This is a genomic window from Pseudomonas sp. YQ_5 (genome assembly GCF_043103305.1).
Taxonomy (GTDB): Bacteria; Pseudomonadota; Gammaproteobacteria; order Pseudomonadales; family Pseudomonadaceae; genus Aquipseudomonas; species Aquipseudomonas putida_Y.
The window spans coordinates 21,146-42,813 of the sequence record NZ_JBICJS010000011.1 but is presented as its reverse complement, the minus strand read 5'-3'; the positions used below and the strand labels follow the sequence as shown (position 1 = coordinate 42,813).

Genomic DNA, 21,668 nt, shown 5'->3' with positions numbered 1-21,668 from the left:
ATTTCAGCGCCGCCATCTACCTCAAGTCAGGCGCAGAAAACCATCAAGCCGTAGCAGCTTCCCGTTCCACCATCGCTTCACGGTACCGCGCCAGTTCCTCGATGGTCAGCACCGGCAAATTGTACTGCCGTGCATATACCGCCACCTGCTCACCACGGGCCATGCTGCCATCGGGGTTCATCAGCTCGCACAAGACCGCTGCCGGGCGCAGGCCGGCCAGGCGCGCCAGGTCCACCGAACCTTCGGTATGCCCACGGCGGGTCAGCACCCCGCCATTGCGGGCGCGCAGCGGAAAAACATGCCCCGGGCTGACGATATGGCGCTGTTCGGCGCTGGAGCGCAGTGCTGCGCCAATGGTGGTGATGCGGTCCTGGGCACTAACCCCTGTGGTGATACCTTCGGCCGCTTCGATGGTAACGGTGAAACCGGTGCCGTGCCTGGCCTGGTTGTTCTGCACCATGGGCGCCAGCTGCAGTTCGTCGACGGTGGCTTCGTCCAGGCACAGGCAGACGATGCCGCTGCAATCGCGAATCATCATGGCCATGGTCTGCAGCGAAATGTTCTCGGCGGCAGCAATGATGTCCGCTTCGTCCTCGCGGTCGTCATCGTCGAGCAACAGTACAGGGCGCCCGGCCTTGAAAGCGGCGATGGCGGCGGAAACATTAGGGAATTGCGCGGGGTGCTGGGTGAACATGAAACGCTCCTCGTGAATGATCGATGAACGTCTCGGGGCGAACAAAATGCGCGCGCAAGGGCGCCCGGATGGCCCCTGCATAACGCCTTCTTTCATCCGGACTATGACCGTCGGCTCTGGAGTTGCACCAGATCTGCTGACCCCCGACATGGTCGGGGCGCTCGCGGGCTCATCTTTCGATTTACCGCCGGTGGGGACTTTCACCCCGCCCTGAAGACCGCCCAAGCATACAGCACAGTGCCACCTCACTGGCAACCCGCTGTTCTACTACCTTCGATGAGACTTGCAGCAGTAACCATCTACCCCTTTTCACCTGCCGCAGCGCCTACCTTCGTGACGGTCACATTGGCAAACCCAGGAAACGAACCGTCATGTCCTCTCTCTATCCTTTTACCGATACCGATCTCCATCTCGCATTCAGGAAGGTCGTCGACACATTGTTCGACAAGAAGCGCGACTACGTCGACGGCGTGCTCAAGCCCAAAATGCTCATCATTGCCGGTGCACAGGGCTCGGGTAAGACGTACTTGCTGGAAAACACGCTGCTGAAGAGCGGGCGCTACGACAATTATGTTCGCCTTTACGAAACCCATTTTCGTGAACTGCACCCTCATTATCGGGCGATGGAAGACAAAGGCGTGCTGCATGTCTATGAGCATACCGAGTCGTTCATCTGGCGCCTGGGGGCAATGATTTGCACGTATGCGATGGAAAACAAATACAACATCATCATGGAGACCGCCCTCGACAGCCCTCATTTCGCTGATTTTCCACCTGAAGCCGCCCGGCAGGGCTATCAGAGCGAGGTCCATCTGATAGCGTGCCAGAAAGAGTTCAGCCACTGGTCGACCCTGGACCGTGTGGTCAACAGCGTTGGCAATCATGAGATCGAGCGTGTGGTCAGCCTGACGCAGATCGAAGAGGCGCAAATCAATGGCAGGTCCATCATCGATGCTTTCGAAAACGCCTGTATCGAGGTGCCGGGTTCCGAAATCGTGATCTATCGACGTGGCCTGGAGACGGACAGGAATAGCCTGCCGGTCTGTCACAGCACCTGTCCTGAAAAAGGGCTCCTCGTGCCCCAGCAGACCTACCAGGGCAGGGCATTCTTCCGCGGGGCGGACCTGAAGATCAACTTCAAGGTCCAGCGCAGTCCCCAGGCCGATTTCCCCTGTTCCTATATTCAGTATGCGCAGGTGGTGCATGCCGGCCTGCTGGGTTCGGAACACCGTCGGACGATGGCCGAACTCAATTGCAAAACCCTCGGTCAGGCTCAGAAGCTGATGTCGCAGTTGCCTGTCGATGTCTATCGCGAGCTGTGCCTGTACGTGCTCAAGTACGCGCAACCTTGAGTCGGACAGGGGCAGGGCTGATCACTGGCCAGGCAGGCCTTCGATCACCCGCGCCTGTCGGACAATCGGCCATCCCGCAACCACAGTGATGGGGGGCATTTCCTTTGTCCTTTTGTCTGCTGCCCCTATATCCATTCTTCAGCGTCCAATGGGTTGTTGTCATTGGGTCTTCATTCTGGATGTTGGGGCAGGCTGACCCACGGAACTTCAATGCAATCATTGAGCACCTTAAACCGGGAGCTCACATCGCATTACGGGATATCAGCTAGTCCACTATGAGTTACCTGTTGGTCACAGGTGGGCAGGCATGAGAGACTGACTAAAAGTTAGACCGCTGTTAGGGATAATGCAGGTATCGCGCAAGGGCCGGAAAAGCTTGAGATTTCGCGTTTTTCATGAATCTTGTGATTTGACCAGGCTAGAACTCCCTGCTCTTGGAACACTGAATGCCTAGCCAATCGAAACCCAGGTTGAACCTGCGTATTGTACTGCTCACGTTTGCGTTGATCAGCGCGGCAGCCACGCTTGCCAACACATTCTGGGTAATGTTCAAAACGCAAGAGCAAGAGCTCATTGGGAACGCGCTAGATGCTAACAGAGCCTACGCTCTGCGCATCGCTACAGGCGTAGAAGAGGTACTAAGCTCGGACCTTGATCGTCTCGGATACAGCGCGACGATTGTCGCAGATACATTCACCGATCAGCAGCAACTAGAGCTTGAGGCTCGACGGCTGCTCGGACAGGATGACAGCTTCAATTCAGTGCTTATCGCCAATGCCGACGGCACCATCGTTGCGTCCGCACCAGAGCTTTTGCACCTGAATGGTCAAGCGCTTCAAAAGCGTGAGCCGCTGCAGCGGCGTCAGCCAATGATCAGTAATGCCTTTGAGTCCCTCTCCGGCAATCTGGTGGTTTTCGTTTCCTATCCGGTTTTCGATGTGCAAGGGCAATACCTTGGACTCGTGGGGGGCACGCTTCGTTTGGCGCAGGAGAATTCACTGCGAGCCCTGATGGATTTGAACCATCGACAAAATGGTGCCTACGTCTTTCTCGTGGACAGCCAGCGTCGTGTGCTTTACCACCCTGATCCTCGGCAGATCGGCAGGATCATCAAGCAAGACAAGATCGTTGATGCTGCATTGAGCCAAGCGCTTGGCTCCATCCGGGCGGTGGATGGTCAGGGTAATGAGATGCTTGCGGGCCATGCGATGATTTCCAGTAGCCACTGGGGGATAGTTTCTACGCAACCCATGGCTGGCATTCAGGATTCATTGTGTACGAGTGCGCTGAAGGTCGCCAAAGGCATCATACCGCTGGGCTTGCTGGGCTTGCTGCTGATCTGGTGGCTGGGCATTCGGCTTTCCAGGCCATTATCCCGATTGGCGGACAGTGCCGAACGGTTGGACTCACCCGAAAGCTATGAGCGCATTAGCACCATTCCTGTGGACTATGCGGAGAGCTGGCAATTACGTCGAGCGCTTTTGCTCAGCGCAACTCTATTGCAGGAAAAGATCGGCAGGCTCAACCGCCAGGCTCAAACAGATGCGCTCACGGGGTTGGCCAATCGTCGGGCTATGCAAGACGCACTTGCTGTTTGGTTGGAGACGAAAAACTCAATCGCTGTGATTTCGCTGGATATTGATCATTTCAAGCGTGTGAATGACACCTATGGTCATGCCGTCGGTGACGAGACACTCAGTGCGGTGGCCACGTTGATGAAGCAGAACGCTCGGCCCAGCGATCTGCTTTGCCGTACTGGCGGTGAAGAGTTCGTTGTGCTGCTTCCCGACAGTTCGATTGCATTGGCGACAGCTATCGCGGAGCGGTTACGGCTCTCGATAGCATCGGCCGACCTGGAAACAGTAGGCCACATCACTGTTTCACTGGGCGTGGCGCTGTGGCAGCCTGGCGACTCGATGGCCGAGGTTTTCGATAAGGCAGATCAACTGCTCTATCGTGCCAAACAGCAAGGGCGTAATCAGGTGGTAGCAGAAACACGATCAAGGGTAATCGAACGAGTGCTCTGATACACCCTTTGCCGGAGCGTGCTATACCCTAGGCACTTGCAGCACTGGTGCAGCCTGGCTTAGCTTCGTGGGTGCCCAGCGGCACTGCTGACAGCGAGCAGGCGTAAGGCCTTTTTCAACGGAGTGATTCGTCTTGTCGATACGCATCATGGTGGTAGACGATGATCCTTGGATGTCTGAGCTGATCCGCCAGATGATCCATGCCTCTAAGCCCGCGACCGAGGTCGAGTGCTTTTCTTGTGTCGAAGCTGCGATGGCGGCGTGGGCATGTGGTCACTACCAATTGGTGTTGTCTGACTGGAATCTTCCCGACGGTGCAGGTGTCGACTTGCTTCGCTTTATACGCACGTCTGATACGGAAATACCCTTGGTGGTCATTACTGGGCGCTCTGACCGGCAGAGCGTTTTGGAAGTAAGGCAATTGGGTATCAGTGCTTACATCACTAAACCTTTTGATGTTCCTGCCGTCATGGCAAAGATCAATGCACTATTGCCGGATGACGAGCTGGCCCCGGCGGCGCCTGCCCTCAGTGATAGCCTGGATACTTACCTGAGTCAGTTGTCGGCTTCCGATCTGGACCTTCCACTGTTTTCCAGTGTGAAAGAAAGCCTCCAGCAAGCCTTCAGTGGTGTGCCGGTGGATTTCCGCGAGCTGGCTATGCGCTGGCAAAACGAGCCGGCGCTGTGCGCTTACCTCATTTCGGCTGCGAACAGTGCCGCTTATGGCGGTGGGGTACAGCCGTGTGAGGGCTTGGCGCAAGCGTTGACGCGCCTTGGCGGGCGAACGGCGCTCAACCTGGCGATAGCGATGGCATTGCGTCAGGCATCGGTCGTTGAAGACCCGCTGATTGGATTATGGTTACAAGAGCAGTTTGTGGCCTCGGAGCGCTTGGCCGAGCGGGTTGTACCCCTCGCCAGGCAATGCGACCTGGACCCGGCGCCGCTGCATGCCGCTGCGTTACTTCACCGGATCGGCGAGCTGTGTGTCTTGTATCAGGCTGATCTTTGGGCTGGGCGCGGACATGCAATTGATGACGATATGCTATCGCTGGCGGTTGCAACTTATGGCCGCGCTTTCGCGCTTGCACTGAAGGCGCGTTGGGCACTGCCGATGTCGATGCGTGATTTGATCGGTGCTGTGTATGCTTTGCCAAAGTCCCATGTTCACCGCAATCAGGTGATCATGCGTCTGGCGGCTGCGCTCGAACACGATGAACCGACGGAAACGGTCACACGTCTGAAAGCCTTGGCGGGGCTCGTCTGACTGCGCAATTCGCAGCTCATCGTCTACGCTGACGCTTTGAAATGGATTTCCAGGAGCAACACATGCTTGATCTGGCAGATCAGATGAATTCTGTGATCCTGATCGTTGATGACCAATCAAGCGATCGTGAAATTCTTCAAGGGTCTGTCAGCAGCTTCGGTGAGGTTCATGTTGCCCATGACGGCCGTGAAGCGATGCAGGTGGCCGGGGAATACCGCCCCGACCTGATCCTTATCGACATCGAGTTACCCGACATGAATGGCTTTGCATTGTGCCGGGCGATTAAGACCGACCCAAAGCTCTGTGACGCTGCCGTCCTGTTCGTCAGCTCCCATACCCAGTGCGACAATCAAGTTCGTGCCCTGGAGTTCGGAGGGGTTGGCTTTATCCAAAAGCCTATCAATGTTCCCGTGGTGAGGGCCCATGTACGCGCCCACCTGAATCTGCGCAATGAAGCCAAGCGCTTGGCCTATTACGATGCGCTAACTGGCTTGCCTAACCGTCAACTATTCACGAACCGCGCAGCACAAGCGATCCAGCAGGCCCAGAGCAACGGCAGTAAGGTCGCGTTGTTACTGTTGGATCTGGACCATTTCAAGAGCATCAATGACTCATTGGGGCATTCAGTCGGGGATGCCATTCTAAAGTGCGTCGCTGAGCGTTTGGCCAGCAGCGTTCGGCCGCAGGATACGGTGAGCCGGCCAGGAGGCGATGAGTTCGTGATTTTACTGCCGCAAGTGGTCCGGCTAGAAGCGATCGGGGACTTGAGCGAACAGTTATTGCGGACGCTTGTGTCCCCGATGCAGATTGGCGAGAAGCGTTACAGCATCACCACCAGTATTGGTGTCAGTATCTACCCCGAGGACAGTACCGACCTGGAAGCGCTTTACAGTCACGCCGATGCAGCCATGTATCAGGCCAAACGTGAAGGCAGGAATCGCTCCCGCTTCTTTTCCCGGACATTGGAAACCAGCACCCGTGCCAGGCATATGCTTGAACAACATATGCGCAGCGCCTTGGAACAGGGGGTCTTCGAGGTTTTCTATCAGCCGAAAATGGATGCCCGAACGGGGTGTATACGTGGCATGGAAGCGTTGATTCGCTGTCGACAATCCGATGGTACGCTGCTTTCACCAGGTGAATTCATTCCGGTCGCAGAGGAGACTGGATTGATTGTTCCGCTGGGGCGTCAAGTACTGACGCAGGCCTGTAAAGACGCCTGCCTATTGATGGAATCAGGATTTCAAGTACCCGTCAGCGTCAATATTTCCGCTGTTCAATTTCGTGAAGATAATTTCTTCGACATGATACGTAGGGGGCTCCAGGACTCAGGGCTTCCTGCGTACTTGCTTGAGCTGGAAATCACGGAGGGCGTATTGGCAGACAATGTCGTCAAGGCGCGAGAAACACTTGAGGCGCTGAAGTGCATGGGTGTGCGGCTGGCAATCGACGATTTTGGTACCGGCTACTCTAGCCTGAGTTATCTCAAGCAACTGCCCATCGATGTGCTGAAAATCGACCAGAGTTTTGTGCGCGACATGCTTGACGACCACAGTGATGCCGCCATCATCGAAGCCATTGTGCGTATGGGCCAGGCGCTGGGGTTGGAACTGATTGCCGAAGGTGTGGAAAACCAGGAGCAGGCGATCAGCCTCATGGCACTGGGTTGCTGGCTGATGCAAGGATATCACTACTGCCGCCCGGTACCGTTCCTGCAACTGCAACAGATGCTGAAGACCGGCAATCTGAGGCCAATCTAGCGCAATCGATTTTTCTCGTTCGGCCAGCCGCTGATGTGGGGTGAAATTGAAAGATCGTATTCTGAAGCTTGGATCTGTTACAGCGATGATCGCTGTGTTTGTTGCAGGCCTGGCGGTTACCCTTATGGCCTCCTACGTTCTGATGAATCAGAACAGGGCGCATGCCGAGGCTGCATTGACCCGTGCAGTCCAGCGTACAAGCGATGCTGTTGCTGCTCGCATCCATCTTTATGAGTTCGGCTTGAGAGGGGCGCGTGGTGCTCTTCAGGTCATGGGCGAGCAACAGGCCAGCCGTCATGGCTTTTTGACTTACATCAAGACTCGAGACCTCGATACCGAGTTTCCGGGGGCTCGCGGCTTCGGTTTCATTCGTCGCGTTCCAGCCAGTGCCGAAGCGGCTTTCCTGCAAAAGGCCAGGCTCGATGGCAAACCTGATTTCACGATACGCCAGCTTACGCCACGTGAGGGCGAGCGCTTCGTCATTCAGTACATCGAGCCTCAGGAGAAGAACCTGGCAGCGGTAGGTTTGGATATCGCGTCAGAAAAGAACAGGCGAGAGGCTGCTGACGCGGCAATGCGCACGGGAGCTGCGCGTCTCACGGGCCCGATCACCTTGGTTCAGGCAACGGGCAAGCCGCTGCAGTCATTCTTGTTCCTGCTGCCGATCTACCGAACGGGAAATACGCCGGATACCGTTGCCGAAAGAATGGCACAAGGTTTTGGTTGGAGTTATGCACCGCTGCTGACCGAGGATGTCCTCGAAGGGCTTCCATTGCCATCTGATGGAGTGTGGTTGCGTTTACGGGATGTGACCGATGTTGCCAGCCCGGTGCAATTCTACGAGCTCAAACACAATGGTGGGGATGAGCAGGAGGTCATGCGCACTCATTTGACTCAGGTGGTTTCTGGTCGGCGTTGGGATATCGAGTTGGTTGCATACCCCTCTTTCGTACAGGAGTTACGTCAGTTCTCTCCCCGCAGTGCCTTTGGCATCGGGCTGTGCAGCACCCTGTTGATTACGGCATTGGTAGGGGTTTTCAGTGTCAGCCGTAGACGTCGACGCGACGTTCTGGCGGAACAGGCCAAGCTCGCGGCCATTGTTGAGAACTCCAACGATGGAATCATTGGCCAGACCCTGGATGGCATCGTCACGGCCTGGAACCATGGCGCCGAGAAGATTTTTGGCTATGGCAGCGACGAGGTACTGGGTCGCACTTTACTGGGCCGGATATTGCCCTGCGAGTTGGCGGACGAGGAAGTGCATTTGCTGGAGAAAATAGCTCGCAGCGAGCGTATCGAGCACTTTGAGACCCGACGAGTGCGTAAAGACGGCCAGTCCTTAGACGTTTCGGTAACAGTCTCGCCTATTTGTGATGCTGCAGGGCGGGTTGTTGGGGCCTCCAAGACCGTTCGCGACATCACCCAGCAGAAGCGGGCAGAGGCACGCATTCTGGAACTGAATGTTGGCCTGGAGCATCAGGTGGCCGAGCGCACGACAGAGCTGCGCGAGCTGAATGCCCTGCTGACCAACGTCCTGCACTCGGCATCACAGGTCTCGATCATCGCGACCGACCTCGAGGGCATCATCACCGTTTTCAACAGAGGGGCTGAGCAATTACTTGGCTATACGGCCGAGGAAGTCGTTGGCCTTCGCACCCCCGGTATGTTCCATCTGGATGAGGAGATGGCACAACGAGGCGAGGAGTTGAGCCGGGCCTATGGAGAAACGATAGGGGGCTTCCGCGTTTTTGTGCACAAGGCTTCTCTGGGCGAGGCGGAGGTTCGGGAATGGACGTACGTGCGCAAGGACGGCACGCGTTTCAGTGTTACGTTGCTGGTCACCGGCATGCACAATGCCGATGGCAGGTTGAGTGGATACCTGGGTATCGCTATCGATATCAGCCGGCGCAAGCAGGTAGAGGAGCGCTTGGCCGACAGCCTGGCACTGACACAGACCATTCTCGATACAGCCGTCAACCCTGTCATCAGGATCGATCGGACAGGGCTGATTCAGTCTTGCAATCGTGCTACGCAGAACGTTTTCGGCTACCAACCTGACGAGCTTGTCGGCAGTGACGTTGGAGTCTTGTTGCCTGCTTTATTCGAGGGTGACTTGTCGCTCTCGCAGGATGCGCTTGGTGATCCGGCCAGCAGCAATATGACCGGGGTTTCCCGAGAAGTGGAGGCTCGACGCAAGGATGGGCTTATCTTCCCCGCGCAGGTCACGCTGGGCTGCATGCAGATTGGCGGTCAGCCCATGCTCGTCGCCGTGCTCTTCGATCTTTCCGAACAGCGGCGTCAGCATGATGCCATCGCTTCGGCACGCGACCAGCTGGCCTTGGCTTCGGATGTGGCGAAACTGGGGGTGTGGACGTGGTCTCCCGAAGACGATGATCTGCAGTGGAATGATCGAATGTTCGAGATTTATGAACAGCCGCTCGCCTTGAAAGCGGTTGGCCTGAGTTACAAGCACTGGCAGGAGCGCCTGCACCCCGACGACGCTGAAGTTGCCGCCCGATTGCTACAGGGATTACTTGATGGGAACGGCGTATTCGAGACACTGTTCCGTCTTCAGTTACCCGATGGCGGTATTCGTTATGTTCAGGCCGCTGCCAGGATCGAGTATGTTGCTGAAACAGGCTGCCGGAAAGTTATAGGCATAAATCGCGATGTCACTGTAGAACATGAGCTGCAGTCACGCTTGTTTCTCGCTAAAGAACAGGCGGACGCGGCCAATGCCGCCAAGAGTGCTTTCCTGGCCAACATGAGCCATGAAATTCGCACACCCATGAATGCTGTGCTGGGCATGCTGCATTTGGTTCAGGCCACAGAGCTTGATGCGCGGCAGCTTGACTATATCCGCAAGGCGCACGGCGCTGCCAAATCGCTTTTGGGGTTGCTCAATGACATTCTTGACTACTCCAAGATCGAAGCCGACAAGCTGCAGCTCGATCCACATCCCTTCGAGATCAATGGGCTGATGACGGACCTTGCTGCGGTGCTGGGGGGCAACCAGGCAGATAAGGATGTCGAATTGTTGTTCGATCTCGATACCTCATTACCCCCATGCCTGGTGGGCGACAGCCTGCGTCTGCAACAGATTCTTATCAATCTGGCTGGCAATGCGCTCAAGTTCACTGAGCGTGGCGAGATTACCGTTAGTATCAGAGTCTGTGATCGTCGGCCCGATGCTGTTCGGCTGCGAATTTCTGTGACCGATACGGGAATAGGTATCAGCGAAGAGCAACTCCAGCGGATCTTCGACGGGTTCAGCCAGGCCGAGGCCTCTATCAGTCGACGCTATGGTGGGACGGGCCTGGGGCTGGCGATCTGTAAGCGGCTGATCGAGCTGATGGGCGGCACCCTGAGAGTGGACAGTCAGCCAGGGGCGGGCAGCTGTTTCTGGTTCGAGCTGGAGTTCGCTTTGGCGAATACCATTGAGACAGAGCACACGACAGTTTTTCCTGACCTCAATGTGTTGGTGGTCGACGACAATCACACGGCCCGCGAAGTACTTGCTAGAACTGCTGTCGCGTTAGGATGGCAAGTCGATCAGGCCAGTAGAGGGCGAGAGGCGGTGGAGCGCGTGCTAACTGCCGCGAATGTGCGCCCTTACGATGTAGTGTTGATGGATTGGCGCATGCCGGATGTCGATGGCCTGACTGCTGCTCGCCTTATACGGGACTCGCTCATGGATTCTGCGCCGGTAGTGGTGATGGTTACTGCGCATAGTCACGAGGTGTTCGCGAGTTTACAGCAGGGGCCACAGGAGCCTTATGTTGCGGTCTTGAGCAAGCCAATCACCCCTAAGCAGCTTGCCACTACTGTGGGGCTTGCAGTTTCAGGTACGCAACCCTCCAATGTCACTGGGCCCGTGAGCCCGCTATCCAGGCTCGACGGTATCAAGTTATTGGTGGTTGAGGATAATCCGCTCAATCGCCAGGTGGCTCAGGAACTGTTGGAACTCGAGGGGGCCAAAGTGACGTTGGCTGAGGGGGGACAGCAGGGTGTCGAGGCCGTGTTGAATGGCGTGCAAACCTTCGATGCGGTACTGATGGATATCCAGATGCCTGACATGGACGGGCTGGAGGCAACCCGTCGGATTCGTCAAAGCCCCCTTCATTGGGGCTTGCCTATTGTCGCCATGACTGCAAACGCCTCAACCTCCGAGCGTGAGGCGTGCCTGGCCGCAGGAATGAATGAACATGTAGGCAAACCTGTTGATCTGGAAAACCTTGTAGCGGTTCTCAGGAAGCTGCTGGACCGAGAGGTGCCTGTCCGGCCGGCCATTCAATCGAGCGACTCGCCGAGCGATGAGTCAACCGAGAGTGTGTTGCGGCGCTTCGGCGGTAACCTGACACTGTTGCGTAATGTGCTGCAGCGTTTTCCAGATGAGATGCGACAAAACCTTGATAAGCTGGAGCGGCACTGCAGCAACGGCGAAAAGGCCGGTGTGTTGATGCAATTGCACACCATCAAGGGCAGTGCCGGCACCATGGGTGCCAGTGGGCTATCCGCGCTGGCTGCCGAGCTGGAGCTGCGCCTCCTGCAGGCGTCGCCGGAGGAGGGGCAGTCGTTCATGGCCAATCCTCGGTGGCTATTGCACCTGCACATGCAACTCGCGTCTGACTGCACACGGCTCAATCTTGCCTTTGCCACTCCCGTGGTATTCGCTACTGAACGACCACTTGCATTCACGGAGAGGGACTGGGAAAGTGAATTGGGTGGCCTGCGAGCGCTGTTGGTCAGCAGCAATCTCGTCGCACTCCAGCGAGCTGAGTCCTTGCAGGATGCGGTACCGTTACACAGCAAAGCGATCTTTGACGCGCTTAAGCAGGCCGTCGACGATCTAGATTTCCAGTCAGCCACCCTGTGGTGCGATAAGCTGACCGACTCACTCAAAAGGAATGTTGATGGACGATGAATCTGGACATCCAAAGGTCAAGCCGCGTTTATTGATCGTGGATGACCAGGCACTCAATATCCACGCGCTGAATGAGTTGTTTCGTGCTGACCATGAAATTTACATGGCCATGGATGGAAATAAGGCAGTGGATATGGCCCTGACACAGTTCCCGGATTTGATCCTGCTCGATGTGATGCTCCCCGGCATAGACGGCTATGAGGTATGTCGTCGACTTAAGGCCAGTCCGTTGACCGCGGGCATTCCTGTGATATTCGTAACCGCCAAGGGGGAAGAGGCGGACGAGGCAAAAGGACTTGAGCTTGGCGCTGTTGACTACATTAGCAAGCCATTTCATCCCGGTATTGCCCGCGCTCGGGTAAAAACCCATCTGACTTTGAAGTTGCAAAGCGACTACTTGAAGAGCCAGGCGTCGATCGACGGTTTGACAGGCATAGCCAACCGACGAGCGTTCGAGCAACACCTCCATGCAGCTTGGAGTCACTTGTGCCGTGACGGAGGGTGGCTGGGTCTGATTCTTGTCGACATCGATTACTTCAAACGCTTCAATGACCACTATGGGCATCTAGCGGGGGACCAGTGCCTGCGCCTTGTTGCAGCGGCTCTGGACAGTGGGATCAGACGACCTTTGGATATGGTTGCGCGCTATGGCGGTGAAGAGTTTGTCTGCGTTCTGCCCGGCACCCACCTCAGTGGCGCCGCTACCGTTGCTCAGCAGTTATCTGATGCTGTGGAGAATCTGAAGATCCCTCATGTGGAGTCATTGGTCGCTGACCGGGTGACTATTTCACAAGGTGTAGCCTGTCTCCAGCCTAAGCAGGGGCAGGACGCACATCAGCTTGTAGGCCTGGCAGATCAAGCTTTGTATCAGGCCAAGGAGAGTGGCAGAGCAAGGTTCAGGCTTTCTGAGGTATGCAACAGAAAGCTGCAAAGTCCTCCAGTCGGTCACTGATAGTACGCATCGGACTGAGCGTCAAGAATGTGCTCTCTGGAACCCTATCGTATGCGTCCGGCTAATCCACCTTACGGTAAATTGCCATAGGAGGGTATATGTCCCATCGGGTATCAGTGCAATAAAGTTACGAGTTTGAGTATTAAGCAGTACCCTGATTTTAATACACGATATTTAAAACGCTGATTAGTGCCATTTAAGCTTTATTTCCTGCCATTGGCTGTCTGACAACCACTTGTCTGCCACCGGAAAGAAAATATTCTCCTCGGCATCCATATGATCATAGTATTTCTTGATGAAGTCTTCGATCGTATCAGCGATTACTCTCGCTTCCTGCGTTGACTGCTCCAACATCTTGAGTTGTCCGGCAATTCGCTTGAAGGCTTGATGATCTTGCTCGATAGCCATGACCCGTTGGTGGATCGGGGCTTCGGTTGCCAGCAAGGCCAGCCGAATAAGCTCTTCATTTTCATGGTGGTGCCGCTCTGCATCGCCATGCAAGGCTTCCAGTTGCTTAAACAACAGCTTGCGGTCATCGGCACCCGCAGATCCGTGCCTAATCCTCTCCAGTAACTCTTTGATCTGAGTAATTTTGGTAGCCACCTCATGATGATAGGCGTGCAGCTCTTTCAATAAGGCGTTCATGCTAAGTCCTCATCAATACACCAAGCCGTTACAGATTAAATATTATTATTAAGCAATCTCTAATGATAGCTGCACGTGTGGCATACATCTAATCGTTTAATTATAGTCAAGAGCGAAACACCCACCTTCGAAAAAACCGCCCCATTGGAAGATTTCGAAATATCAATTTGATGTTTATATGCGTTACAAGAAGAAACAGACACACCAGGATAGGTTGCGGGCTGCCCTTCAACAGCGGGGGCTGAGCAGAGCGGGAGGCGCAAAGGGCTGCGTTCTATGCACGGAGGTAGGGGTTGGAAACCCGCGGGTTGTGAATGCTGTTTTTGAAGGTTTGTTAAATTAAAAAGCCGGCTTGTGGCCGGCTTCTCGGGGACGCTTCCGACTAATTTATGGTAAGCCGCAATCGCCTTAACTGTGTGGCCATCAAGGGCCTGAAAGAGATGGCAGATGCCCGTGTGGGATATCGCCGAGCCCTCTGGACCGCGGCTTGCGCCGGTCGGGGCTTAATGTGCGGCGTAGCATACAAGGGCGGGCGCAGGATGCCCAGCAAAAAATTGCGCAGGGTGCTTCAACTGGGCCGCTGCTGGCGCAAATGTGACCAATGGAACACCCAGCCAAGAATTTCCAGGCCCTGCGCCTGGCGCTGAGCAGGGGTGTAGCGTTCGACCGCGTAGTTGCGCCGGTCATGGCTGTGCAGGTACAGGGTTTCGTGCGGGCCAAGACTGAGGTTGTTCACCCTGAGCATGCCGTTTTGCAGCAGGGCATAGGTTTCGCCCTCGACCACCTTGGTCATGCCCAGGTCGATGGCCAGGGTAGCTTCCAGCGGAATCAGCGGGAGCATGTTGCTGGCCGGCATTGCCAGGCAGATTGCGTTGCCGGCTTGCACACCCAAGCCCTTCAGGGTGTTTGCCGGCAAGCGCAGGTGCTTGCTGCCCACCGGCGACAGCAAGCCGTTGTGCACTTCGTAGTAGGGCACCTTCAGTACCCGGCCACGATGTTCCGAAAGCGGGGTAAGCGGGTTGGCGGGCGCTGGCCGTGGACAGCCGTTACGCAGGAGCGGGTGGGGGTGTTTGGGACCTTCACCGGTGCGCAGCCAACGGCGGTGTACACAGAACAAATCGGCCAGTTCGTCCAGCCGGGCCAAAGGCACACCGCGTTTGAACCAGTTGTTGACGTGCTGTGCTGTGACGCTGCGCTGAGCGGCGAAATCGGAAGGGGTCAGGCCACATTCATGGAGCAGGGCTCTGAGTCGGTCGCCGGAAGTGTTCATGGCAGCGAGTGTAGCGGCGAGTTGTCAGCAAGGATATGAACCGGATGTTGACTGAACTTGTAAGAAAAGAGGCTGCTTGTAGGATGCTAGCGTAGGACTGTGTAGGATTTATTCCCGGAAATGCGCGCGTTGCCCATTCAGGCATAAAAAAACCCCGCCAAAGCGGGGTTTTTTCTGCAGTCGGAATCAGCCCTTGTAGGCAGCGACCGATTTGGTGATCGCGGCACGGGCGGCGTCGGCGCCTTCCCAGCCTTCGATCTTGACCCACTTGCCCTTCTCGAGATCTTTGTAGTTGGCAAAGAAGTGCTCGATCTGCTGGATCAGCAGGGCTGGCAGGTCGGTGTATTCCTTGACGTCGACGTACAGCTGCGACAGCTTGTCGTGAGGAACAGCGATGACCTTGGCGTCGCCGCCACCATCGTCGGTCATGTTCAGCACGCCGACCGGACGGGCGCGGATAACCGAGCCTGGGGCCACCGGGTAAGGGGTAACCACCAGCACGTCCAGCGGATCACCGTCGTCAGCCAGGGTGTTCGGGATGAAGCCATAGTTGGCTGGGTAGAACATTGGGGTAGCCATGAAACGGTCGACGAACAGTGTGTCGCTGTCCTTGTCGATTTCGTATTTGATCGGCGCGTGGTTGGCCGGGATCTCGATGGCGACGTAGATGTCGTTCGGCAGGTCTTTGCCCGCCGGAATCTTGCTGTAGCTCATTGGGCAGTGCCCCCGTGTTTGACCAAAAAGTGGCGGCGATTATAGGCACATTCTGCCGGGGCATGCCACGCTTGGCCTGATGTGCGGGCCCGTCAGGCTTGGCTTTCGCGGTACTCGGGGTGTTCCGCCTGCAGCCGGCACAGGCGCGCCAGCGGGTCTTGCCGGTAGAACAGCGACAACTGGTGGTAGACCTGTGGATAAGCCTGATGAAGCAGGTCGGGGGCACTAAAGAAGTACTCGCTGGTAACGGCAAAGAACTCTGCCGGGTTTTCCGCAGCGTAAGGGTCGATGGCAGTTTCGGCGTCGGGGTTGGCGTCCAGTTGCTGGTTGAGATCGTCGTAAGCCTGCTGCATGGCGCTTGCCCACTCATCAACTGGCATGCCGCTGTGCAACGGTGGCAGGCCGTTGGCATCGCCATTGAGCATGTCGAGCTTGTGCGCCAGCTCATGGATGACCAGGTTGTAGGCCTCCCAGCCACCACTCGCCAGCACGCCGTTCCAGGCCAGGATGATCGGCCCCTGCTGCCAGGCTTCGCCGCTGTGCTCGCCGTCCCATACATGCTCCACGCCACTGGCATCGCGGTGGCGCTGGGGGCTCTTGAAGTCGTCGGGGTACAGAATGATTTCGTGGAAGCCTTGGTACCAGTTCAGCTCACCCAGGTGAAGCAGCGGTAACTGTGCCTGGGCAGCCAGCAATAGGCGCTGCTCGTCGTCCAGCTCGACACCGGGCAGGCAGGTGAGGTGCTTGTCGAGCAGGAACAGGATGCAGGCTTCGCGCAGCCAGTGGTCTTCAGCGTCGCTGATGCCGTCCAGCATCGGCAGCCGCTCGCGTACGGCCTGCCATTGCTGTGGCGTGATCGGGTAGCGCGCCAGAGTACGCTTGCGCCGCCAGGCGCTGAATGACCACATGCCGTTTGTTCTTTACCTGTTTGTTCAGTGAGCCTTGGCCGTACGGCCCAGGCGGCCACGCAGCAAGCCGATGATCATCGGCACCAGCGACAGGATGATGATGCCCACCACCATCAGCGACAGATGCTGCTTGATGAACGGGACGTTGCCGAAGAAGTAGCCCAAGGTGACCAGGCCGCCGACCCATAGCAGCGAACCGGCAACGCTGAAGCCGAGGAAGCGTGGGTAGTGCATGTGAGCGATGCCCGCGACGAACGGTGCAAAGGTACGCAAGATAGGCAGAAAGCGCGCCATGGTCACGGTCTTGCCGCCATGGCGTTCATAGAAATCGTGGGTACGCTGCAGGTAGTCGCGGCGGAAGATCTTGGAGTTGGGGTTGTTGAACAACCGCTCGCCGACCGTTCGGCCGATCACGTAATTGGTGCTGTCGCCCAGGATTGCAGCGGCCATCAGCAGGCCGGCCAGCAGCACCGGGTCCATGCCACCACCCGCCGCAACGGCGCCGGCGATGAACAGCAGCGAGTCGCCCGGCAGGAATGGCATGACTACCAGGCCGGTTTCGCAGAAGATCACGGTGAACAGGATGGCGTAGATCCAGGGACCGTAATTGGTGACCAGCAGATCGAGGTAGGCATCGAGATGCAGGATAAGGTCCAGCGGGTTGAAATCCATGTACAGCACCTGTGTTCTTGGGCGTAGGCTTGGTTACCGGGGGAGGGGTAAATTTTCACACATGACAGGTGCGCCATTATACGGCTAAGTGAGGATCATGCCCGAGGAGTTTGTAGCGGGGGGTTACGGTAGAGGGGGATTCCTTCATCAGCCTCTTAGCGGGCACGCCCGCTAAGAGGTCGGTGCCGGTCAATCCTGACTGATCGGCAGGATGTAGCTCTTGAACTCGGTATCCTCGCGAAAACCGATGGATTCGTAAGTCTTGTGCGCAACTTCATTGTTCGCGCTGGTCGACACCCGCATGCGCACAGCATTGGTCTCTTTGGCCATTTTCTTCGCCTCGCGAATCAGGTGGTCGGCCACCAGCATGCGCCGGGAGTCCTCAGCTACATAGATATCGTTGAGAATCCATACCCGCTTCAACGACAGCGACGAGTAGCTCGGGTACAGCTGGCAAAAGCCCAGCAGTTTGCCGTCGTCATCATCCGGAAGTGCCAGGTAAATCACCGATTCATCCCGTTTCAGGCGCTTTTCCAAAAAGCTGCGCGAGCTGTCGGGGTAGGGCAACTGCCCATAGAATTCACGGTATTTGACGAACAACGGCGTGATCAGGTCGAGGTGTTCCAGGGTTGCCTTGATGATGCGCATGTGCGGCCCTCAGAGTCCATTTGGAAAACAGCGGAATGCCAGCAGCGTTCAAGGGCATGCTGCCCCAATGCACGGCACAAGTGCAATCCGCCTTCCGTGACAGGTTTTTTACCCTTTGCCGAGCAGGAAGTTACCTTTTTGGCTGGCGCTGTCTTCACTCTCCAGGCTGTGGACCTCTGCTTCGTCCTTCAGATTCACCCCGGAAAGTTGGCGCCGGCAGGCTTCGCGCATCAAGTACAACAAGCGGTGCGCCGCCATGCCATAGCTCAGCCCCTCCAGGCGGATATTGGAAATGCAGTTGCGGTAGGCATCGGTCAGGCCGACCTTGGGGGCATAGGTGAAGTACAGGCCAAGGCTGTCGGGCGAGCTCAGCCCCGGGCGCTCGCCGATCAGCATCACTGTCATCCGGGCGCCCAGCAGCTCGCCGACCTCGTCGGCAACTGCCACACGGCCCTGCTGCACCAGCACCACCGGGGCGCTGGTCCAGCCGTCGGCGGCAGCCTGTTCCTCGAAGCGGGTCAGGAACGGTAGCGTGTGGCGATGCACGGCCAGTGCCGAGAGGCCGTCAGCCACCACGATGGCCAGGTCGACGCCGCCTGGGTTGGCCTGGGCGTGCTGGCGAAGGGTCGCAATCGAGTCTTCGTTCAGCCGGCGGCCAAGGTCCGGCCGCTGCAGGTACTGGTGGCGGTCGCTGGCCGCGCTGTGCAACACCAGGCTTTCGCGCCCGCGGTCACTGAGCTGGCTGGCCAGGCCGGCGTGGTCGAAAGCCAGGTGCACGGCATCACGTGCCTGGGCATGGGCGAACTGGAAGTCCAGCTGCGCCCCGGTCGGCAGGCTGGTGCCAGTGCGGCCCAGGGCGATGCGCGCCGGGGTCAGGTTGCGCAGGGCCAGCCAAGGGTTGTCGGGGGTAGGCGTGCGATGGTCCATGGTCATCCCTATGCAAGCTGTGCCAAGGCCTGGCGGAAGGCCGGCGGCAGGTTGTCACCGAAACGCACCCGGCCGTCGGCCTGGGTGAAAATGCCGGTGCGGGCCAGCCATGCCTCGAATTCCGGCCCAGGCTTCAGGCCCAGGGTCTGGCGCGCGTACAGCGCGTCATGGAACGAGGTGGTCTGGTAGTTGAGCATGATGTCGTCGGAGCCGGGGATGCCCATGATGAAGTTGATGCCGGCCACACCCAGCAGCGTCAGCAAGGTGTCCATGTCGTCCTGATCGGCTTCGGCATGGTTGGTGTAGCAGATATCGCAACCCATCGGCACGCCCAGCAGTTTGCCGCAGAAATGGTCTTCGAGGCCGGCGCGGATGATCTGCTTGCCGTTGTACAGGTATTCCGGGCCAATGAAACCGACCACGGTGTTGACCAGAAACGGCTTGAAGTGACGGGCCACGGCATAGGCGCGGGTTTCGCAGGTCTGCTGGTCGACGCCGTGGTGGGCGTTGGCCGAGAGCGCGCTGCCCTGGCCGGTTTCGAAATACATCAAGTTCTGCCCGAGGGTGCCACGTTTCAGCGACAGACCTGCTTCGTAGCCTTCCTGCAACACGTTCAGGTTGATGCCGAAGCTGGCGTTGGCCGCCTCTGTGCCAGCGATGGACTGGAACACCAGGTCTAGTGGCACGCCACGGTTGATCGCTTCGATCGAGGTGGTGACGTGGGTCAGCACGCAGGACTGAGTGGGGATGTCGTAGCGCTGGATGATGGCGTCGAGCATTTCCAGCAGGGCGCAAATCGAAGCGATGCTGTCGGTGGCCGGGTTGATGCCGATCATGGCGTCGCCGTTGCCGTACAGCAAACCGTCGAGAATGCTGGCGGCAATACCGGCCGGTTCGTCTGTCGGGTGGTTGGGTTGCAGCCGGGTCGACAGGCGCCCGCGCAGGCCCATGGTGCCGCGGAACCGGGTGACCACGCGGATTTTCTGCGCCACCAGCACCAGGTCCTGCACGCGCATGATCTTCGACACGGCAGCGGCCATTTCCGGGGTCAGCCCGGGCGCCAGGGCGCGCAGGCTGTCTTCATTGGCTTCCTCGCTCAGCAGCCAGTCGCGCAGGCCACCCACGGTCAGGTGGCTGACCGGGGCGAAGGCCTGGGCATCGTGGGTGTCGATGATCAGGCGGGTCACTTCATCTGCTTCGTAAGGGATCAGTGCTTCATTGAGAAAGTGCGTCAGCGGAATATTGGCCAACGCCATCTGCGCGGCGACACGCTCGCCGTCGTTGCTGGCCGCCACGCCAGCCAGGCAGTCCCCGGAGCGTGCCGGGCTGGCCTTGGCCATCACGTCCTTGAGGCTGTCGAAGCGGTAGACCAGGTGGCCGACCGTGTGTACGAAACTTGCCATACAGAATCTCCAGAGCCGCGGGTTGCCCCGCGGCGGGTGGCGGCGATCAGTGCAGGGCCTCTTCGGCCTTCTGGATCGCGGCGAATTCCTCTTCCGGTGTGCCCGCAACCAGGTGGTGGCGGCTGTAGAAAGCAAAGTAGGCAATTAATACCGCATAGATCACTGCAGCGCCAATGACTACCCGCGGGTCAACCAGGAATCCGGCGACCACGGCGATACACGCCAGCACCAGCGCCAGGCCGGAAGTAAAGATGCCACCCGGGGTGCGGTAGGGGCGTTCCATCTTTGGCCGGCGGATGCGCAGGGTGATGTGCGCAGCCATCATCAGCACGTAAGACAGGGTAGCGCCAAACACTGCCACCAGGATCAGCAAGTCACCCTGGCCCGTCAGCGACAGGGCAAAGCCGATGATGCCCGGGATGACCAAGGCCATTACCGGGGCCTTGCTTTTGTTGGTTTCCGACAATTTGCGCGGCAGGTAACCGGCGCGGGACAGGGCGAAGATCTGCCGGGAATAGGCATAGATGATCGAGAAGAAGCTGGCGATCAGCCCGGCCAGACCGACCAGGTTGACGAAGCCGCCCATCCAGGTGGAGCCGCCGTAGGCCTTCGACAGGGCTTCGACCAGCGGGTTACCGGAGGCCTTCAGCGCCTCGGAGCCTGCGCCGCCCGGGCCGACCACCAGGATCAGCAAGGCGAAGGCCAGCAGTACCAGCATGGCGCCGATCAGGCCGCGAGGCAGGTCACGCTTGGGGTTCTTGGTTTCTTCTGCGGCCAGCGGCACGCCTTCGACGGCAAGGAAGAACCAGATGGCGTAGGGGATGGCTGCCCACACGCCGACATAGCCAAACGGCAGGAAGCTGCTGGCGCCGACGGCGTCCGTTTTGGCGATGTCGAACAGGTTGGCTGCATCAAAATGGGGCACCATGCCTATCAGGAATACGGCCAGGGCAATGGCGGCGATGGCGGTGATGATGAACATCAGCTTCAGTGCCTCACCCACGCCGAAAATGTGGATGCTGATGAACACGATGTAGAACGCCAGGTAGATCATCCAGCCGCCGATACCGAACAGCGATTGGCAGTAGGCGCCGATGAACACCGCAATGGCGGCAGGGGCGATGGCGTATTCGATAAGGATCGCCGTGCCGGTCAGAAACCCGCCCCACGGGCCGAAGGCACTGCGTGCAAAACCGTAGCCGCCGCCAGCGGTGGGGATCATCGACGACAGCTCGGCCAGCGAGAAGCACATGCACAGGTACATGGTGGCCATCAGCAAGGTGGCCAGGAACATGCCGCCCCAGCCGCCCTGCGCCAGGCCGAAGTTCCAGCCGGCGTAATCGCCTGAAATGACGTACGCCACGCCCAGGCCGACCAGCAGTACCCAGCCGGCAGCGCCTTTTTTCAGTTCACGTTGCTGGAAATAGTCAGAGCCGACTTTCTCGAAGTCGACGGAAGAGCCTGCCGGCGATCCGGCGGAATGTTCGCTTGGCATAGATTCACCTGTT

The 21,668-nt window shown here is 57.8% G+C and carries 16 protein-coding genes and 1 riboswitch; of the genes, 6 read left to right on the top strand and 10 right to left on the bottom strand.

Features of this window, described 5'->3' with window-relative positions; all coding sequences use genetic code 11:
* Positions 1-43: 43 nt before the first annotated feature.
* Positions 44-694, bottom strand: coding sequence for a 3,4-dihydroxy-2-butanone-4-phosphate synthase (ribB, locus tag ACF8EA_RS01690; RefSeq protein ID WP_392521012.1), 651 nt, complete (start codon positions 692-694; stop codon positions 44-46).
* 80 nt (positions 695-774) lie between these two features.
* Positions 775-916: riboswitch (FMN riboswitch) on the bottom strand.
* A 149-nt stretch (positions 917-1,065) separates the two neighbouring features.
* Between ribB and ACF8EA_RS01685 the strand changes: the two genes are divergently transcribed.
* The 6 genes from ACF8EA_RS01685 to ACF8EA_RS01660 all read left to right on the top strand — a co-directional run bounded on the left by ACF8EA_RS01685 (position 1,066) and on the right by ACF8EA_RS01660 (position 12,973).
* Positions 1,066-2,046 carry a zeta toxin family protein gene (locus ACF8EA_RS01685; RefSeq protein WP_031322473.1) on the top strand — a complete coding sequence of 327 codons (981 nt, stop codon included), beginning with the start codon at positions 1,066-1,068 and terminating at the stop codon, positions 2,044-2,046.
* A gap of 446 nt (positions 2,047-2,492) precedes the next feature.
* Positions 2,493-4,073, top strand: coding sequence for a diguanylate cyclase (locus tag ACF8EA_RS01680; RefSeq protein ID WP_392521011.1), 1,581 nt, complete (start codon positions 2,493-2,495; stop codon positions 4,071-4,073).
* Between the two features lie 133 nt (positions 4,074-4,206).
* A complete protein-coding gene (locus ACF8EA_RS01675) occupies positions 4,207-5,337 on the top strand; it encodes a response regulator (RefSeq protein ID WP_392521010.1) in 1,131 nt (376 codons plus the stop codon).
* Between the two features lie 62 nt (positions 5,338-5,399).
* Positions 5,400-7,097 (top strand): putative bifunctional diguanylate cyclase/phosphodiesterase, encoded by a 1,698-nt coding sequence (locus ACF8EA_RS01670; RefSeq protein WP_392521009.1) that lies wholly within the window; start codon positions 5,400-5,402, stop codon positions 7,095-7,097.
* Positions 7,098-7,143: 46 nt separating this feature from the next.
* Positions 7,144-12,021 (top strand): PAS domain S-box protein, encoded by a 4,878-nt coding sequence (locus tag ACF8EA_RS01665; protein ID WP_392521008.1) that lies wholly within the window; start codon positions 7,144-7,146, stop codon positions 12,019-12,021.
* Complete coding sequence (locus tag ACF8EA_RS01660) at positions 12,011-12,973, top strand: diguanylate cyclase domain-containing protein (protein WP_392521007.1); 963 nt, start codon at positions 12,011-12,013, stop codon at positions 12,971-12,973. Before ACF8EA_RS01665 ends, ACF8EA_RS01660 begins: the two co-directional genes overlap by 11 nt.
* A gap of 186 nt (positions 12,974-13,159) precedes the next feature.
* On the opposite strand, the gene ACF8EA_RS01655 is transcribed toward ACF8EA_RS01660, so the two are convergent.
* The 9 genes from ACF8EA_RS01655 to eat all read right to left on the bottom strand — a co-directional run bounded on the left by ACF8EA_RS01655 (position 13,160) and on the right by eat (position 21,655).
* Positions 13,160-13,618 (bottom strand): hemerythrin domain-containing protein, encoded by a 459-nt coding sequence (locus tag ACF8EA_RS01655; RefSeq protein WP_392521006.1) that lies wholly within the window; start codon positions 13,616-13,618, stop codon positions 13,160-13,162.
* Positions 13,619-14,186: 568 nt separating this feature from the next.
* Complete coding sequence (locus ACF8EA_RS01650) at positions 14,187-14,888, bottom strand: XRE family transcriptional regulator (RefSeq protein WP_103443419.1); 702 nt, start codon at positions 14,886-14,888, stop codon at positions 14,187-14,189.
* Positions 14,889-15,074: 186 nt separating this feature from the next.
* Positions 15,075-15,602, bottom strand: coding sequence for an inorganic diphosphatase (gene ppa, locus ACF8EA_RS01645; protein ID WP_003255365.1), 528 nt, complete (start codon positions 15,600-15,602; stop codon positions 15,075-15,077).
* Positions 15,603-15,694: 92 nt separating this feature from the next.
* Positions 15,695-16,510, bottom strand: a complete 816-nt coding sequence (locus ACF8EA_RS01640; RefSeq protein WP_021783944.1) for a zinc-dependent peptidase — start codon at positions 16,508-16,510, stop codon at positions 15,695-15,697.
* A gap of 24 nt (positions 16,511-16,534) precedes the next feature.
* Complete coding sequence (locus ACF8EA_RS01635; protein ID WP_021783945.1) at positions 16,535-17,182, bottom strand: DedA family protein; 648 nt, start codon at positions 17,180-17,182, stop codon at positions 16,535-16,537.
* Positions 17,183-17,371: 189 nt separating this feature from the next.
* Positions 17,372-17,830, bottom strand: a complete 459-nt coding sequence (locus ACF8EA_RS01630) for a GNAT family N-acetyltransferase (RefSeq protein ID WP_028697785.1) — start codon at positions 17,828-17,830, stop codon at positions 17,372-17,374.
* A 108-nt stretch (positions 17,831-17,938) separates the two neighbouring features.
* Positions 17,939-18,757: an ethanolamine ammonia-lyase subunit EutC gene (gene eutC / locus ACF8EA_RS01625; RefSeq protein ID WP_392521005.1), complete on the bottom strand. Its 819-nt coding sequence runs from the start codon at positions 18,755-18,757 to the stop codon at positions 17,939-17,941.
* Positions 18,758-18,765: 8 nt separating this feature from the next.
* Positions 18,766-20,160: an ethanolamine ammonia-lyase subunit EutB gene (locus ACF8EA_RS01620; RefSeq protein WP_021783948.1), complete on the bottom strand. Its 1,395-nt coding sequence runs from the start codon at positions 20,158-20,160 to the stop codon at positions 18,766-18,768.
* 46 nt (positions 20,161-20,206) lie between these two features.
* Positions 20,207-21,655 (bottom strand): ethanolamine permease, encoded by a 1,449-nt coding sequence (gene eat / locus ACF8EA_RS01615; RefSeq protein ID WP_021783949.1) that lies wholly within the window; start codon positions 21,653-21,655, stop codon positions 20,207-20,209.
* Positions 21,656-21,668 lie beyond the last annotated feature (13 nt).

What these genes read in the sequence shown, in the direction of transcription:
- ACF8EA_RS01660 (WP_392521007.1), top strand. Translation starts at nt 12,011, where the DNA reads ATGGACGATGAATCTGGACATCCAAAGGTCAAGCCGCGTTTATTGATC.
- eutC (WP_392521005.1), bottom strand. Translation starts at nt 18,757, where the DNA reads ATGGACCATCGCACGCCTACCCCCGACAACCCTTGGCTGGCCCTGCGC.
- ACF8EA_RS01685 (WP_031322473.1), top strand. Translation starts at nt 1,066, where the DNA reads ATGTCCTCTCTCTATCCTTTTACCGATACCGATCTCCATCTCGCATTC.
- ppa (WP_003255365.1), bottom strand. Translation starts at nt 15,602, where the DNA reads ATGAGCTACAGCAAGATTCCGGCGGGCAAAGACCTGCCGAACGACATC.
- ACF8EA_RS01655 (WP_392521006.1), bottom strand. Translation starts at nt 13,618, where the DNA reads ATGAACGCCTTATTGAAAGAGCTGCACGCCTATCATCATGAGGTGGCT.
- ACF8EA_RS01650 (WP_103443419.1), bottom strand. Translation starts at nt 14,888, where the DNA reads ATGAACACTTCCGGCGACCGACTCAGAGCCCTGCTCCATGAATGTGGC.
- ACF8EA_RS01620 (WP_021783948.1), bottom strand. Translation starts at nt 20,160, where the DNA reads ATGGCAAGTTTCGTACACACGGTCGGCCACCTGGTCTACCGCTTCGAC.
- ACF8EA_RS01680 (WP_392521011.1), top strand. Translation starts at nt 2,493, where the DNA reads ATGCCTAGCCAATCGAAACCCAGGTTGAACCTGCGTATTGTACTGCTC.
- ACF8EA_RS01670 (WP_392521009.1), top strand. Translation starts at nt 5,400, where the DNA reads ATGCTTGATCTGGCAGATCAGATGAATTCTGTGATCCTGATCGTTGAT.
- ribB (WP_392521012.1), bottom strand. Translation starts at nt 694, where the DNA reads ATGTTCACCCAGCACCCCGCGCAATTCCCTAATGTTTCCGCCGCCATC.
- eat (WP_021783949.1), bottom strand. Translation starts at nt 21,655, where the DNA reads ATGCCAAGCGAACATTCCGCCGGATCGCCGGCAGGCTCTTCCGTCGAC.
- ACF8EA_RS01640 (WP_021783944.1), bottom strand. Translation starts at nt 16,510, where the DNA reads ATGTGGTCATTCAGCGCCTGGCGGCGCAAGCGTACTCTGGCGCGCTAC.
- ACF8EA_RS01630 (WP_028697785.1), bottom strand. Translation starts at nt 17,830, where the DNA reads ATGCGCATCATCAAGGCAACCCTGGAACACCTCGACCTGATCACGCCG.
- ACF8EA_RS01635 (WP_021783945.1), bottom strand. Translation starts at nt 17,182, where the DNA reads ATGGATTTCAACCCGCTGGACCTTATCCTGCATCTCGATGCCTACCTC.